This window comes from Chryseobacterium soldanellicola, assembly GCF_900100115.1.
In the GTDB taxonomy this organism is placed as follows: Bacteria; Bacteroidota; Bacteroidia; order Flavobacteriales; family Weeksellaceae; genus Chryseobacterium; species Chryseobacterium soldanellicola.
The window spans coordinates 932,339-949,141 of the sequence record NZ_FNKL01000001.1; the positions used below are offsets into that span (position 1 = coordinate 932,339).

A 16,803-nucleotide genomic window follows, 5' to 3' on the forward strand; every position below is an offset into this window, starting at 1 on the left:
TCAATAAGATAAAGGTCCGACGAAAAAAGAGCTTTGAAACAAAAACGGACGATTGGTTTCCAACACAAGACCTTTTACAGAAATATGCACCTGTTTTTTCATTCTCTTTTTTCCTGATGTGCCGATGTTGTGGTCATTAATCAACACATCAACATCTTTTAATTCGAGTCTTTTTTCATGGATTACCACCGCTTTTTTTAATGAATTCCCTATGAATTCCTTCAAAATATTGTCGCTTTTAAGAAGGTCAAAATCCATTTCCCATATCTCTGATCCAAAAGATTCATCAAACTTGCATTCACCCAAAGATGTTGTGGCAATAAGAAATATTTGCTGCGCAATAGAGTTATCTATTGATATTTTTTCTGTATCTTTTCTTTCGGTTATGGCACCGAAATCAACCGGTATTTTATAATAAATTCCTTTCATTTGTGTTGGGTTTTATAAATAAATCAATTTTCTGATTTTTCCTTCTTCATCAATTTCAAAATTCTTCGGAATATTTTTCCTTTTTACAATGTGCAGCTCAATTTTCGGGGTAAGCTTCAGCATTTTTTCTCTGTACATCATGTTTACTATAAAACTTTGCCCATCATTATGATTTACGACGATAAAATATTGAGAGATATTTTCCTGTTTTTGAAAATCATTAATATTTCCTGCATAGATTATTATATTTTTTCCGTTTCCGTTTAATGTATAACTAAGGCTATTTTCTGAAAGGCTTCTATATTTCGACAATTCAAATTTCTCCAGATTTTCAGACTGTGGTTCAAATGGAATATTTTCATATAAAAAAGAAGTTTTATCAAATTTTTTAAACCCTAAAAAAGACAAAAAGCTCATTTTAGTTTTTGTCTGCATAAAATTCAATGTATCCCTTGTCACTTGAAAAACCTCTGTTTCATTGGTTTTATCATCTGTAACTGTTAATTTATAAGTGGGGATTTCAACTTCCTGATTTCCTATTTTCAGTTGAATTTTTCCTGCTTCCTGATCAGAAATTATTATTGTGATCGTGTACGTTTTAAGTTGAGAATCTGTTTTTACAATAATTTCGCCTTCATCTTTCGGTGATGAAGTATGTTGACGCGTTACAATGCCGAGATTCAGATTAAGTTCCGGAAGAGGACACATTTTCTTTTTGTTTTTTAATTTTAACCTGATCTGTTTTTTTCACGCCGTATGCTGAAAGACAATCTATCTGATTATCAAAATTGGTATTATCAGTATCACTTACATAATATTCATAGTTTTTTTTATAGGTATACACTTTAATTAAAGTGATCTCATTTCCGCGTAATTTTTCGAGCTCCTTCTTTGTTAATTGTTTGGCAAAAAAGCCTTCGCAATTCAAGGGATATTCATTTTTAAGAGTAATAATTTCACCTGATTTAAAATAGATATCTACATTTTTATCTTTCTTAATACATACATTTTTCGCTATAATCTGTAAATACAGGAATATTTTATTTTTCCTTTTCCCTAGCTGTATAGTGCTGTATGTAAGCTCCTCATTATTTGCCCTCAACTGCAATGGTGGTGTGCTTGCGAAAAACTCTCTGTCTAATTTCTGTTTATTTTGTACAATTCCGCAATCAAAACTGACAAAAGCAGAATCTGAAGAAAGCTTCTGTGCTTTAAGAAACACAGAAAACAAAAGGCAAAAGAGAATAATTTTAACTTTATTGTTATTCATATTGGAAATTTATTGTGCCTGATAAAGCTGTCTGCAGACTTCTAGATCAGTCTTCATCTTATCATATTCCGCTTTCAGTGTTTTATTGATCGAGCTCAGGCTGTCCATTGTCATTTGATTTCCAGAAAGTTGCTTGATCTGCTTTTTGGCATCAATTAAATCTTTATATCCGATAATCGCATTATTATACATCACTTTATTTTTCAGTGTATCTTTCGGAAGCTGCTTATACATATCCGCAAGAATTGACAGTGCCAGTTTTTCATTAAAAAAATCATTTTGCTGAGGTATGCCGATAGAATCTGTTGCTGCTTTTACTTTTTCCAGTTGAAATGAGAATTTATCCTGAGTTTCCATTTCTTTTTTCATTTTGGCATTTTCAGATTTCAATAAACTGTTTTCCTTAAAAGGAAAATAAGCATTGAATAAAATGGCTGTGACCAGAATAACAACCGTAATAATAAAAAACAGAATGAAGAATGAAAAAGCTTTTGAGCGTTCTTTTTTATTTAGTACTTCCATAATTTGTGTCAAATATTTTAATCCGCGAGGAAAGTTTTACTACGTTTTGCATGAACTACGGAATCCCTTTCATCTGTATTTTCAGATACGAAAATGCTTCCATCCCGTTTTTTACCAATATAATCAAGCCTGCTAAGTACAGAATAGAGCTCTTCCAATGTTTTCATAAACCTCAGAATCTTTGCAATTGTTAAATCCATCTGATTGTGAATATATTCTGTATTGATGACTTCTGAGAAAATTATTTCGAAATTACCCTGGCTTACATTGCACCATTCAGCGAAATAATTTAACATTTCTTCTTTTCCCGAACCGGATCTTGCGTCGATAAAATTTTTGATCGTACGTGCCAATGCGACAACCGACAATAACATGTTTGCAGGCTCAGAATGTGGTGACAGCCATCTGAATCTGTTGATTTCCATTCCAAGATAATTCAATGTTTTGTCTGTCATTAATTCCATCATGACAGCCAGTGAATTTGTTTGTTTTTTACTGTAAATTTTTTGGGCAATCTGTACTGAATACAATTCTATCTGGCCGTAAAACCGATCAATTTCCATATACAATTCCTGTAATTTCCTGTGGCTTGAAACGCAAACACATGGCGGAATATAGTTTTCGTCAATCCGTGATTCGTTTGCACTGACCAATATTTTTCCGATCGTTAAATAATTTGTACCCAGTCCCAACCTATTTTTTATTTCATTTTCGGGAATCAGGTTCAGGGAATATTCCGGTTGCGTAAATGGATATCTCGGAGGGTTTTCATCCGGATCAGGCTCTCCATGAGGCGTTCTTGTAAAATGACTGACAGAAAGACACGCTAAAAGAACGATGCTTTCATTGTCTTTAATTTCATAAGCGGCCTCCGGATAAGGCAAAGAAAGGGCAATCGATTCTGCCGTTCCTTCTCCAATATCAATTCTTGAACCATTGGGAGTAATGGCATAACACTGTTCTACTCTAATTCTTAACAATTTATGATTATCAATAATCAGATTCATCTTAATAGATTCATTTACAGGCAATAACCCGTAATTAATCATTGATGTGTGAATCCCTACCGAATCTCTCACAGAGTCACTTATAAAATCCTGAACCGCAGTGAAATGTGTTTTGTTGATTTTCATTCCGTCGATCCAGTTTACGGGGAAATGGTTTAATTTTTCTATCATTTTGTTGTTGTTTTTTATTTTTTATTTAATTTTTTTACTGTCCTTTTTTAAATAAAACAGTAGTATAACTATTAAATATTTTTTGTAATCTTTCTTTTAATCATTACATCTCTCTAATACAATTGGATTTTTATCTTTACTGAAAGGGTTTTCTAAGAAATCCATTTGATTTTTCTTTAGATTATAAAACCCTAACCATTTAAATTCTAAATGATTATTATCAATTACTTTAATTTCAGCAATTTCATCTTTCATTGAAAAATTATTCCAATCTAGGTCCTTATTTTCACCTGATACCCCAGTAAGAAAATTATATATTATACCGTAAATATTTCCGTTTTTTTTAGACGTTATAGAAATAGATACCCACTTATTTTAGGAGTATAAAAATTAAATTGCCCTTCATCATCTACAAAATAAAAGCTAGGTTTTGACTCAGAGCATTTACCATATTGATAGTTACCTGCAATTATTTTAGAATTTACTGAATCTTTATCTATAATATTATTTTGAGTGTCAATATATGTTTCATCTTCATTTATATAATTTAAAATACTTGCAATATTATTAACTTGTATATCATATATTTTAAAATTTTCTTCTACTTTTAAATAAGTACAGTTTAGTGATTTATCATAACTATTTTTAATGCACATTTTAAATAAATCATCTTTAACATGATTAATATTAATTGACTTCTGCCAGTTGGAATCTACATCTTGAGCATTTATGACTGGATCATAATCCATATCTATTTTTTTAAGTTTTTCATATAGCTTACTTGTCATATATTTTCGCTTAATTAAATCAAGATCATTTTCACTTGTATTATCTACGTTCTCCATTGCAGAAAAATAAAGGCTATAAAATTTATTTAATTCTTTTATTACTTTATCATTATATTGATAACCAATAGTAGGTTCAACCAATTTTTTTGTCGATTTATTTTCTTGACTACGAGCATAAAATGAAACTGTAATCAATAAAAAGATAACTATTTCTTTAATTTTCATATTAATATTGTTTATTTCCATCTATAAATATTATATCTAGGAGGATTATTTCTATATGAAGAGCCTGGCCACATATCTCTTTGTTTAAAATCAGAAAGCCATTGGCTCCCATTATACATACAAATATTATCCTTCTTTACTTAATTTTATCATATGTTTCGTATGGCTCAGTAGATATGGTTGCTTCTCCATTTTTATTTTTAGATAAATATCCCAAATCTCCTTTTATTCAATTTCATTTCCATACAGCGAAATTTTATTTAAAAAATCATGATTCCAATTCTGGATATAAATATTTTGAAGTTCAGATGCCCAACCCGATGTTTCTTTTTTGTCGTTATCAAAATAACATGAAGAATAGTATTTACCCGTAATAAAATTAAATGATTTAGTATATTTATTTTTATTCTCTTTAGAATAGGTCAGATCATATCCAATAATTTGTATTTTCTTACTTTTAAGATTAAATCTAATTTTAATCTTTTCAATTAAATTCTTTTTCTCTCCTGAGTTATTAGGTACTGTAATATGATCTGCATAATCTATCCGAAACTCTATGATTTTATTTTTAATTACAGGATCACTTATATAATACGCTGAATACTTATTATTGTACAAAATACTATTATTTAGTATAGGTATTTCAATTGATTTATTCAATGTAGATAAATGGACAGATAATTTAAAATTTAAAATTTTATTATCAGGTTTTGAAATAATTTCTACCTTATCTTTAATATCATCATCGTCAAAATATAATATTGTGGGTCGTTCAGATAATGTATCTATAGGAGATTTTGTGAAATTATCAATAATACCTTTTTTCTGACAAGAAATATTAATAACTGTTACACACACTACCAAAAAAAATATTTTTTTCATTTTGTTTATTCTTTTATTTCTGTTATTGGAATATTTGAAGAGCCACAGTGTAAATGAGCGCTGTGATGAGAATCTTCTTTGAAAGTTACAACACCACTAGGTTTTTTCAGTTTCATTCCTGGTTTATACAACATAGTTTTAAATCCAAATTTCGCCATGGAATTAACATATTTTTGAGTATTGGGTAAAATCAGATAATCTGTATCTATACTCTCTCCATTAGTATGTGATACACTTGGGAAACATGTACCATCTTTCATTGCAGACCCTTCCGAAATCAAAGACATGTTGCAATTTGCTAATGCTCCAATAAGAGCAGCAAAATGATCTCTTCCCATATAAGTACGAATCGTATTTTCAAATTTTAAATTTATTTTTACACTTTCCGAATTATATGATAAAGGCTCAGGCACTTTAATAATAATAACAGTTTTTCCACCTGCTTTAGCATATTTTCTTGTAATTGTTCCACCTCCTTCTCCTGCATCTCCGGAAGCAATAACTCTTCCATCTGCATATTTATAGACATGTTTCTGATTGACACCTTTGACATTAAATGTTTCGTGAGAAATATAACCTTTCTCAACTATACTTTTTCCAACATGTTTCACCTTATCAATTTCTATCCAATCTACAATGCAGATATCGTATTTTTTATCATTTGAATCATGATAGACATACTTGTATTTTTGCTCATATCCAGCCTTAATTTTTTTAGGAATATGCCTCTCTATCTTACCATCAGCATAAATATGATAAGTAGTAATATCATTTGCATCTACAGGCTGATCTTTTTTACCTCCATGATACCAATCATATTTAAAAATTCCGATCTTTAACAAATTATAATTGCTTTTTCTTTTTTCCCACCCAATTGGCATTCCATCACTCCCTCTTCCATTTAACAAGGCAGAAATCAATTCTAAATATTTATCTTCATAAACTGCCAATTCATTTAAAGATTTACCTAATGTTTCCTCTCCCCATCTTTCTATTGCCTTTGATTTCGGATTGTCTGTCATCTTTTGATTTATACTCCATATCCATCCTCCGCTATCAATAGCATATTGAACATTCGTAGCAATAATTTCAGGATTTCGTACTATATTTTGATCTCGCTTGTAATCAGCATATGATTTGTAAGGACCGGGTTCATTATATAATCCGTCGTTTTTATTTTTTTTAACACCTGTTAATTGTAAAATTCCTCTTCCTTTGTAAATACTTCTACTTGATGCATATTGTCCTTTGGTTTCTTCTGATAAGGTAAATGTTCCGGTCTCCTCACAAACCTGCGCCAGAAAGTGCATTTTTTGAGCACAAGTATTTATATTATATATTTTAAATGAATTGTTTAATACCTTAGTTAAAGTTCCAAAAGATTTGTCACTAATATTACATTCAGCTCTTTTGCCTCCTCTTAAAGCCTGTCCTTCCCAAATTGTTTCTGCTCCTTTCAGAAGTTTAACTAGTTTTCGGACATCTTTTTCTTCAAAATCTTTATTACAAAAACACTTTTCTTCCTTCTTCCGATCTTTCTCATCAGGTTTAGCAACCGTCACCACCTGATTCCCAGTACCCACAGGCGGATTAGTCCCCATTTGCTTTTTAAATTTTCCTTTAATAACAACCTCCTCAATCAAAGTCTCCCCATAAGTTTTCTCAGTATCAACACCACTGCTTACGGTTTGAGAAAAAATATAATCCGGGTTTTGTACTTCTACATTTTTACTTACCGATTTATGTTCGGCAGTTTCCACGACTACATAATATTCATGGAGCTTGTCGTGGCTGCCATCCATAACGGCATTGGAAATTTTTGTAAAATCAATATTCAGTTTAAATTCATGCCACAGAAAACCTTTCTTATTCAGCGCTTTTGTGATGTGGGCTACCCTATTATTCTTATTTTTGGGGCTGTCTCCCCCACCCTGAGCATCATCTTCGTAAAGACTTACTTTTACCATTTCTCCCTGCATGTTTTCGGTATAGACCTTTACTTTTATGGTCTGTCCGTACTTCATGACCGTATCCTCTTTAATAGGACTATTGTCAGCTTTAAAGAGTTCTACGCGCGATATTTTCTTCTTTAATCCGGGCAGAACTTTAATTCTTAATCCCGGAGGAATCCTTTTTTCGGGTTCATAAATGTAAGCTTCCAACATCAGCTCGCTCCCAACCAGCGACTGCTTTGTTATTTTTAATGGAATTCGATAGCCTATTTTGGGAAGCGTTCCCGCTTGAGGTTTCAGCTCGCGCCAGTTATCGTGATGCTTAAAATCTAAAACATACAATTTCCATCTTGCAGCATCCACCTTCTTTTTATCATCCAGGTCATAAATTCGGCTCACTTCGTAATAAGCCGTCTCACCAAGACGAATCTCGGAAGGACCTTTGATTTGTGAAATACCTTTCTTGCTCATGAGTGTCTTTATTTCTGGTTACATATAATCGGCTTCCTCCTCTTCCATTTCCATATCGTCTGCGATCTCCATAAAATCTATGAACGGGCAGATTTCAACCAAAACATCATTATCCGCATTTTTGAAATTCTGGGAAGTCACTTCACTCGTCTGTCCGTGATTGATAATCTCGATACAGTCTTTTCCGCCTATGGGACAGGTGGCTTTGCTGTCTTCCAGCAAAACTTTTCCTTTATTGTCTTCTATGACTATTTTTTCATAATAACCGCTCCATTCTGTGACTACAGCCTGACAGGGATTGTTATTCATTTTGGCACAGCTCCCGAAAGTGTTTTTTTCAAAGGTTTTTCCGAGATCCATATGCGTGGCTGTCAGTTTTTCTTTTCCCTCTTTATCATTGATAAAGCGTTTGGTTTGGGTTTTTACCTTCAGCTTGTCCGGCGTTGTCCCAAATTGGCATTGGCAGATGGCTCCCTGACATACTAAATGTTTTTCGCTCATCTTATTTTGTACTTATTGGGTTCAGTTTAAAATTTATTTTGCGTGTATTTTTTTCTTCATCCTGAAAAAATATTTCTGCATTTACAGAGAAAATAGAACCGTCTGCCCTATTAAATTCATATTCGAAATCTATTTCTCCGGAACATGTACTTTCTTGTACTTCTGTAGCTGTTTTGTTATTGATAATCTGTACAAAACTTCTTACATCTGTACATTTTCCGGACAATTTCAGCTTCAGATTTCCGGTTTCTGTTAATTCCGGTTCTGCAGCAGCTATACTATATCTCACTTTATTTTTGAAAGGAAAAATTGGCAGATACAAATCAAAATCCTTGTCTTCTTCGTTTAAATAATCACGGAACGGCAAAAAATAAAGACGATAAAAAAAACTGTTCAGTATCCTGTTTTGTATTGTATTTTTCGACCCCAATTCATTTTCTGTGCTTGACATCAGCCTTTTCATCTTTTCACCTTGATAATATTCACTAAGCTTTGGTTTCAACGATTTCCAACTGTTGACAATATCTTTCAGGTTACAGATTTGTTTAAGATTTCCGTTCTCTGATGTTTCAACTTCCAAGGGAGAAAAGAGGCTGCCAATTTTCGCTGAAAGCTTCTCTATAACAAGATCCGGAGCTTTATCATTTATCAGGATATTATTCTTTTTGATATTATATTTGAAATGACTAGCCCTTTCAATTTCCGCAAGAAAAGTAATCTTTACTTTCTGTTCACCATTTTCATCAACAGTCTGGACAGCACCATATTCTTTATGAAAAGGATATCTTTTTTCTAAAATTAACTGATTCATTCTACTGATTTTGGTTGATAACTCCTACTTCTTCCTCATTTTTACCCAACCTTTTTCTTTCATCTTCTCTTGTAAATTCGTAATCTGCAGGTAAGACATTGTGGGTTTTCAGGATCACCTGATCTGTCCGCATACAGAAGATCACGCTGTTTTCTTCAATTCCGTTCATATAAAGAGTCAGTTCCGGATCTACGTATTTTGTAGCTTCATACCATTTTGGCTGTAAAAAAAACACCCAGCTGAACAAGCCGTTTTCGTCTTCCGTCTGTATCTGGTTTTCAGTATGCCTTTCATTATAATCCATCACAAAACTGTAAAAAAGCTTCCCAAAATCTATTCGAGTAGGTCCTTTTGCCCTGTAAACACTGTATTTTCTAGCTTCTGTATCCTTGTCTATTAAAAAAGTAAAGACAACCAGATCCCTCATTTCTGCATCATCCAAACCAGCCAGTTGACGATAATTTTGAGGAAATTGCCAGGTTTTATAAATTTTGGGAGGAATCGTAATCGCCCGGTTAAAAGTATCGTTAAGAAATGTCGGAATAAAGAAAACAATGAAATGCCCCAATATCAGGAAAATGAAATCTGCCCCGTTTAAAAAAGTATAGATCAGGGAAAACGGAATTACAGCATAAAATACTGATAATAAAGCAAAAAGATATTCTGCACCTATCTTATCTGTCTCAAATTTTCTGAAAATACTTCTGTAAAAACTGCAATGAATTATTCCTAAAACCAAAGAACTCATTTGATAAAAAACGAATTCATACAATTTTTCATCAGAGAATAATTTATTGTACCCAAGTAAGGCAATCACTACATAAATAAAGGCAAAAGCGAATACATATGTGTAAAATTTACCTTTATATTGCTTAAAGCCGGGCGCTTTTTGACTGAACAGCATTGTCAGGATCACGCAAAGTGCCAAAACGATGAAAACCATCACCAACAGTTTGGGATCAAGAAGGTGTATGAAATATTTTTTGATATTTATTTGTCTCATATCATTTGTTTTAAATTCTGGTATTATATCCTAAAACAGGGCATTCCGAACTGGTAAAATTAAAATTCTGCTGATCTTTAGGGAGAAGAATTATCGTATTTATTTCTACTTCAATAGGAAAAAAATGCTCATAAAACATCCGGACAAATTTTATCCTGTTCCCCTCATGAATATAATTGGTAAAAGAAGAGTTTTTCAAAGGTCCTATCGTGATATCCAGGTGATTTGAATAATCATCATAGCTTGTTCCGGCAATCGTATCCAGGCCAAGCCTGTTTTCACCTAATTCAAAACTTTGATTTTCATCGGTATATTTTTGATGTCCCCGATACGTAACTTTTACTTCTTCTTCTATTAAAACAGAAAGAATATGGCACGTTTGCTCAATATTTCCTACAATTTTATAAGCAAAAGGCAATAATCTGATGAATTTTGAAATCAACAAAACAGGAAAACCTTTATCAATGCCCCAAAAATCATAAAACATTTCTGGAGCGAGATAACTGTTCAATTCAAACAAAAAGTTATTCTCTAAATTTTCAATGCTTACGCCATAGCTGAACATTTCATTTTCAAAGGGTTGAAAAAAATTTCTTGCCTCTTTTTGTTGTTTTTTCTGCGTTTGATATTCTCTTATCATCACATCAACGTCCTTATTGGGAACATCATTACCGGTATGATGCGAAATATTCTCAGGAAGCATATCATAAATGCTGTCTCTTGATATATTCAGTTGCAGAATTTTTTTGCTGTCATAATCAAAATCAACAATTTCAGAGTGTAGAACATCGAAACGATAGGCACGGGAAAATTGACCTTCATTTTGAATAATATATTGATTTTCATCAACTTCATTATTATTAATCAGATCGTTAATAATTACTTCAGCTCTTATATCATGCTTTAAAGCATTGATCTGCTTTGTGATAGAGTCTAAATTTTTCATGATTGCTATTTTTGCTTTAAGCGTCCTGCTGCGACATATCTTAATTGAAAATACTCATCATTAAAGTCATAAATATTCAGGCCTTTTGAAGTACAGGCAACGATTCTGTCATGATGAAGATAGATCCCGACATCTGAAATAGGATGCATTTTATCATATCTGAAAAACAAAATATCACCTTCTTGCAAAAACGTTCTTCCTGTAAAAAGCTGGATATTTTTTGATCTGAAAATACCATCAGGAGTTTTCGAAAAAGTGACTCCGTAAACATCGCTGTACAGCGCCTGGACAAAATAAGAAGTTTCGACACCAACCCCTTTTTCAAGCATATTTTCTTTATAAGGAGTTTCAAGCCATTCATCCAGATAAGCGTATAATTTATAGTTTCTGATATCTTTAGGCATCGCGCCCAAAATAATAGAATATTTTTCTTTTACCCTTAAAGTATCATCATTTAAACCTTCCGAATTGTCTTCTACATTAGAATATCGAGAAGCATCAGGTTCTTTCTGCTGATATTTTTCTTTAAAATATTCATCAGAAGAATAATTATATGGAATTTCTTTAATATATTTTTTACTTTCGCATGAATAAAATACGAAATAAACAATAAATAAATAAAAATATCTATTAATATTCATCATATCACTTGTGTTTATGCAAATATATAAATTTTAGCATTCCATCATTAAATATTTTACAATTTGTTGAATAATATTTTTGCCAGTAAAAAAATACTGGATATATTTGCTTCATAAAACGCAAATTCACTGATGAAAAAAAATAATCGGACATTTTTCCCGAATGTAGATTATAGAATCTATATATGCTTTGGAGGTCTTTTGCTGGTAAGCTTCCTGTTGCTTTTATATCAATTTACAAGACATGTGGATTGTGATGATGCCCGCTTTTTCGTTCATGCAGATGAATATATAATTAATAGTGTTGTAGAATTTCAGGACAATACCGAAGGTGCCAAAAGCTGGGAATGGGATTTTGGTGACAGTACAGCGGTGGATAAAAGACAGGTCACTTTTCATAAATACAGTAAGCCCGGAAATTATCTGGTAAGGTTAAAAATTAATAACAATTGTGTCCACGAAAAAATGCTTACCATTACAAGCATTAGCCAGGAAACCGGATATTTACCTGTAATTCTCTCACCCAATGTTGTCGCTGTCGGAGAAAGCATCCGGTTTGGAGCAGAAAAAGATGGCGGGGAATCTTGGGAATGGAGTTTTGGAGAGACTTCAAATACTGATGCCTTGGGTAAAAACCCCAGTTATACATTCAAATCTGTGGGCGAGAAAAAAATTACATTAATTGTCAATGGCGATATTGAGCATACCGCTGTAAAAACAATTTATGTAGCCCCGAAAACCATTAAAGCAAAGCAAAAAATAGACATCAGATCGTATGAATTTGAAAAATCCGCAGTAGCTTTTTCGTTACCCCGCGGCGCGGCGCAGAAAGATCCGCTGGTTGATATGCTGCAATATATTCCTGTTTCGCCGAGATCAAAATCAGAAAAAGACTCAATAATTTCCGAGAAAAAAGCACCGGAAATTTCAAATGAACAGCTCCAGTTACTTCTCAATCAAGTTTCAGCACAGTTAAAAACAAAAGATGATTTTAAAGATTATCTGTGTGGGAATTTTGAAATTCCCGTCATAATTAACGATAAAAAATTATTGCCTTTCGATCAGTTCTGTCAAAATATTACGGGCAAAAAAATCAAAATATCAGCATTAAGGTTTACTAAGAATTCCAAAAATTGCATTCAGAATATTACTATTCAATACAAGGTTAAAAAATTAATGGTATGGGTAAAAGAATAATGTAGAAATATTGATTAATAAACATTCTTATGAATAACTAGGGATAAAATTTAAAACACAATTATGAATGAGATAACTTACAGCCAGGAAGTAAATAAAGCATTGAATATTGCTCAAAAAATAGGAAAAGAAAACCTTAATAAATATTTTACCGGAGCGCATTTGCTGAAAGCTATGCTTACAAGAGATCTCAGCCTTTTAAAACATCTGGAAACACTGGGTGCAGATGTATTTTATTTGGAAGAGTGGGCAGAAGTAAGGATTGAGGAATGCCCGAAATCTCCTAATCAGCTTTCTTGTGAGCCTCACGAAATTATTGACGAAATCTTTGCTGAAGCCGATTCCGTAAGGAAAATTTTAGGTCAAGATGAAATTTCATTATTTACTATTATCGTTGCAATTAGCTCGCCGGGCGTAGCTTTTAGCTTTGATCAAATGAAAACGTTTCCTATTTCCAGAAGTGAATTATTGAGTGATAATAATATAGATGAAAGAAATGAAAAAAATTTAAATCAATTAAACATAAAACAAAGTAAAAATTTCATTCAAAAATACTGTCTCAATAAAAATGAACTGGTAAAAAAGAAAAATAAAAAAGAACTTCTTGTCGGGCGGGATACAGAGCTTAATAAAATCACAGAAATTCTATGCCGATTCAGCAAACAAAACGTATTAATAATTGGTGATCACGGCATTGGTAAAACATCACTGATCGAAGGATTTACTCAAAAAAACATATTAAACCAACTTCCTGACGTTCTTTCCGGATTACAGATTTTTGAGCTGGAAATAGGAAATCTTATTTCGGGTGCTTCCTATAAAGGTGAAATTGAAGATAGAATTAAAAATATATCATCTGAGTTAAAAACAATCTCAAAATCTGTTTTAATTATTGAAGAATTTCATTCTCTCTTAGGAAATAATGGCTCAGATTCAGGGATTGTTAATCTTTTAAAAAGTGAAATTTCCAATGGCTTAACCATTATTGCAACAACAACAATTGAAGAATACACTAAGAAAATCGAAAAAGAGCAAGGCCTTGCAGGTATGTTTGAGCTGTTAAAACTTGAAGAAACCGAAGACGAAACTCATCTCAGAATGCTGAAGCAAACACTTGGAGATTATCAAAATCACCATAACATACAAATTGATGATGAGACGATGAAGGAAGCTATTCGCCTTTCAAAAAGATATATGAAGGAAAAAAGCCTTCCCGCTTCTGCTATTGATCTGATCGACCATACAATGTCTGTTTTAAGAACCGCAGGCGAATCCTTTTTAAAAGAACAAAATCATCTTCTTAATAAAATTATTGACCTTGAAAGCAACCATCAGAATCTTTCGGAAAAAGACCGGAAAACATATTCCGGGTGGTTTTTGAAAGATTTAACCGAAAAAACAAAATACCTGATCAGCACTACAGAAAATGAGAATGAAAATGATATTTTATACTTTGAAAATGCTGATGAAATTTTAAAGTATTCGCGGAATTTAATTGAAAAAATTCACCAAATTGCCCAACAAAAAAGGACACATATTACAGAATTAGATTTAGGATTAATAATTTCTCAAAAAACCAATATTCCGATCGGAAAATTAAAAGAAGAAGAAAAACAACGGCTTAACGACATGGAAAATGTGCTGGCAAAACGTGTTGTCGGACAAGATCACGCAATTTCCATTGTTTCGGAAGCCATCCTGGAAACCCGTTCCGGATTAAACAAAGCAGGACAGCCAATCGGTTCATTTTTCTTTCTGGGACCTACCGGAACCGGTAAAACAGAACTCGCAAAGTCGTTGGCAGAATTTTTATTTCAGGATGAAAATGCCATTATTCGTTTTGATATGTCTGAGTTTAAAGAAGAACATTCTGCCGCGTTGCTTTATGGCGCGCCTCCGGGATATGTGGGTTATGAAGAGGGCGGACTTCTGGTTAACAAAATTAGGCAAAAACCATATTCTATTGTTCTTTTTGATGAAATTGAAAAAGCACACGCTTCTGTTTTTGATGTCTTTTTACAAATTATGGATGAAGGCAAACTACATGACCGGCTTGGTAAAGAGGGTGATTTTTCAAATGCTATTATATTATTTACATCAAATATTGGTTCGGAATTTATCGTGGAATCTTTCGCAAAAAGGGAAATTCCTCCGTCTTCCAAGCTAATGGAAATAATGAGCCGTTTTTTCCGCCCCGAATTCTTAGGAAGATTAACAGAAACAATCCCTTTTGCCCCGATCAGTAAAGATAATGCCCTGAAAATTTTTGAAATTCATCTGAAAAAAGAGCTTTTAGATCTTGTTAAAAATTTACATATACAATTAAACATCACTCAGGAAGTCAAAGAACTTTTATCTATAGAAGGATACGGCATAAAATATGGTGCAAGACCTTTAAAAGCAGTTATCAGAACACGATTGAGAAGGCCTTTAGCAAAAAAAATCATCTCAGGAGAGTATAAAGAAGGCGATATAATTGAAGTTTCTGTGGAAAATAATAATTTAATCTGGAGGAAAATGAGTTAAATGAAGTAGCTAAAAATATTTAAGTTTTGCTTTACTTTAAGAATGCTTAAAAATAAATTTGACTTTCTTAATTAAACTTACTTAATAAAAGCTCAATGGTTTATCAGTAGAATCTAAAATTTCCTTTTATCGGTAAAAAACGAATTCTGTTCTTTAAAAATTGTATAATTAAACGAATCTGCTATTCCTGCAAAATTCATTTTAATATTTTTCTTCCGGGCTAATTGAAATAAATGATTTATTTTATTTTTAAGTATAAAATACACATTATTTCCTATTAATAGACATAATTTAATTAAATTTACGTCAATAATTAACCTTAATTTTTTGGTTATAAAAACAGCAAGAAAAGAAACCTTTTATGAATAAAAAAAGTGCCACGATATATGATATTTCAAAGAAACTTAATGTAAGTGTGGCTACTGTTTCCAGAGCGCTCAACGACCATCCGAGGATAAGCCAGGCAACGAAAGAATTGGTGAAGAAAACCGCCAAGGAAATGAATTATAAGCAGAATAATCTTGCCAAAGCCCTCAAAAGCGGTGAAACAAAAAACGTGGGAATTATTGTTCCTTTTGTGAATACAAATTTTTTCTCCTCTGTTATCCGGGGAATTGAAGAAGAACTTTCTCCACACGGTTATCACGTTATTATCTGCCAGAGCCATGAAGATGTTATTATTGAAAAAAGGCATCTAAACACGTTGCTGAATGCTCAGGTTGACGGGATTTTCATGTCAGTTTCGAGAACAACAATTGATACCGAGCATATCCAAAGTATTCTGGATACAACCAACACCCCAATCATCTTTTTTGACAGAAAAAAAGACATTGCAGGAATCAGTACCATAACCATTGATGACTATCGAGGCGGTTATATGGCTACTGAACATCTCATTCAGGAAGGTTATAAAAATATTTGTCATTTTGCCGGAGATCTGAATCTTGAGATTTATCAAAATCGTCTTAACGGCTACAAACAGGCCCTGCTCGACAATAATTTCCAGGTAAAAGAAGACAATATTATTTTTACAGGAAGCTCGATCGATGCAGGAATTGATGCCATCAAAAAACTGTGGAACAGCAAATCAATTCCGGACGCGATATTTTCATCGAGTGATTTTGCAGCGTTGGGTGCCTGTCAGGAATTGAAAAAACGCAAGATCAAAATTCCTCAGGAAGTCGCTGTTATCGGGTTTTCTAATGAACCTTTCACCCAATTTATGGAGCTTCCGATGAGCTCTGTAGATCAAACGCCTGTTATTATGGGGAAAATGGCCGGACAGGTATTTTTGGAAAACATAAAAGAAAATGGTTCCGGGATGTCTATTGAGAAAAAAGTGGTGTTGACGCCGCAGCTTTATATTAGGAAGTCTTCGAAAAGGAAGTAGGTTTTTTTGATTTTGATATAAATTTCTTTTGTCTTGAAACAAAAGAAACAAAAATTCAAGACTTGGAAACG

17 protein-coding genes are annotated in these 16,803 nt (G+C 32.7%); 3 read left to right on the forward strand and 14 right to left on the reverse strand.

Annotated elements, in window-relative coordinates:
- From BLT04_RS04085 to BLT04_RS04145, 14 genes are all read right to left on the reverse strand, one after another.
- Positions 1-429, reverse strand: coding sequence for a GPW/gp25 family protein (locus BLT04_RS04085; RefSeq protein ID WP_089753908.1), 429 nt, complete (start codon positions 427-429; stop codon positions 1-3).
- A 12-nt stretch (positions 430-441) separates the two neighbouring features.
- Positions 442-1,137 (reverse strand): hypothetical protein, encoded by a 696-nt coding sequence (locus tag BLT04_RS04090; protein ID WP_089753910.1) that lies wholly within the window; start codon positions 1,135-1,137, stop codon positions 442-444.
- Positions 1,115-1,699, reverse strand: coding sequence for a hypothetical protein (locus BLT04_RS04095; RefSeq protein ID WP_089753912.1), 585 nt, complete (start codon positions 1,697-1,699; stop codon positions 1,115-1,117). Before BLT04_RS04095 ends, BLT04_RS04090 begins: the two co-directional genes overlap by 23 nt.
- A 9-nt stretch (positions 1,700-1,708) precedes the next feature.
- Positions 1,709-2,221 carry a type VI secretion system TssO gene (tssO, locus tag BLT04_RS04100; RefSeq protein ID WP_089753913.1) on the reverse strand — a complete coding sequence of 171 codons (513 nt, stop codon included), beginning with the start codon at positions 2,219-2,221 and terminating at the stop codon, positions 1,709-1,711.
- A 17-nt stretch (positions 2,222-2,238) separates the two neighbouring features.
- On the reverse strand, positions 2,239-3,399 hold the full coding sequence (locus tag BLT04_RS04105; protein WP_089753915.1) for a hypothetical protein: 1,161 nt from the start codon (positions 3,397-3,399) through the stop codon (positions 2,239-2,241).
- Between the two features lie 96 nt (positions 3,400-3,495).
- Entirely contained in the window at positions 3,496-3,654 is a 159-nt protein-coding gene (locus tag BLT04_RS18850; RefSeq protein ID WP_170828423.1) for a hypothetical protein, read from the reverse strand.
- 95 nt (positions 3,655-3,749) lie between these two features.
- The gene (locus tag BLT04_RS04110) at positions 3,750-4,412 is read right to left on the reverse strand and encodes a hypothetical protein (RefSeq protein WP_139166209.1); all 663 of its coding nucleotides are present in this window, start codon (positions 4,410-4,412) and stop codon (positions 3,750-3,752) included.
- A 225-nt stretch (positions 4,413-4,637) separates the two neighbouring features.
- Positions 4,638-5,294 carry a hypothetical protein gene (locus BLT04_RS04115; RefSeq protein WP_089753919.1) on the reverse strand — a complete coding sequence of 219 codons (657 nt, stop codon included), beginning with the start codon at positions 5,292-5,294 and terminating at the stop codon, positions 4,638-4,640.
- A 5-nt stretch (positions 5,295-5,299) separates the two neighbouring features.
- Positions 5,300-7,717: a hypothetical protein gene (locus BLT04_RS18980; protein WP_089753921.1), complete on the reverse strand. Its 2,418-nt coding sequence runs from the start codon at positions 7,715-7,717 to the stop codon at positions 5,300-5,302.
- Positions 7,718-7,735: 18 nt separating this feature from the next.
- Complete coding sequence (locus tag BLT04_RS04125; protein ID WP_089753923.1) at positions 7,736-8,218, reverse strand: DUF4280 domain-containing protein; 483 nt, start codon at positions 8,216-8,218, stop codon at positions 7,736-7,738.
- A gap of 1 nt (position 8,219) precedes the next feature.
- Positions 8,220-9,029: a hypothetical protein gene (locus BLT04_RS04130; RefSeq protein WP_089753925.1), complete on the reverse strand. Its 810-nt coding sequence runs from the start codon at positions 9,027-9,029 to the stop codon at positions 8,220-8,222.
- Position 9,030: 1 nt separating this feature from the next.
- Positions 9,031-10,032 (reverse strand): TssN family type VI secretion system protein, encoded by a 1,002-nt coding sequence (locus BLT04_RS04135; RefSeq protein ID WP_089753926.1) that lies wholly within the window; start codon positions 10,030-10,032, stop codon positions 9,031-9,033.
- Between the two features lie 10 nt (positions 10,033-10,042).
- The gene (locus BLT04_RS04140; RefSeq protein WP_089753929.1) at positions 10,043-10,978 is read right to left on the reverse strand and encodes a type VI secretion system baseplate subunit TssG; all 936 of its coding nucleotides are present in this window, start codon (positions 10,976-10,978) and stop codon (positions 10,043-10,045) included.
- A 5-nt stretch (positions 10,979-10,983) separates the two neighbouring features.
- Entirely contained in the window at positions 10,984-11,622 is a 639-nt protein-coding gene (locus BLT04_RS04145; RefSeq protein ID WP_228421901.1) for an NlpC/P60 family protein, read from the reverse strand.
- Between the two features lie 129 nt (positions 11,623-11,751).
- Here BLT04_RS04145 and BLT04_RS04150 point away from each other — a divergent pair, with 129 nt between their 5' ends.
- The 3 genes from BLT04_RS04150 to BLT04_RS04160 all read left to right on the forward strand — a co-directional run bounded on the left by BLT04_RS04150 (position 11,752) and on the right by BLT04_RS04160 (position 16,732).
- On the forward strand, positions 11,752-12,816 hold the full coding sequence (locus BLT04_RS04150) for a PKD domain-containing protein (protein WP_089753933.1): 1,065 nt from the start codon (positions 11,752-11,754) through the stop codon (positions 12,814-12,816).
- Positions 12,817-12,879: 63 nt separating this feature from the next.
- Positions 12,880-15,342 (forward strand): AAA family ATPase, encoded by a 2,463-nt coding sequence (locus BLT04_RS04155; RefSeq protein ID WP_089753935.1) that lies wholly within the window; start codon positions 12,880-12,882, stop codon positions 15,340-15,342.
- 361 nt (positions 15,343-15,703) lie between these two features.
- Complete coding sequence (locus BLT04_RS04160) at positions 15,704-16,732, forward strand: LacI family DNA-binding transcriptional regulator (protein ID WP_089753937.1); 1,029 nt, start codon at positions 15,704-15,706, stop codon at positions 16,730-16,732.
- Positions 16,733-16,803: the final 71 nt, after the last annotated feature.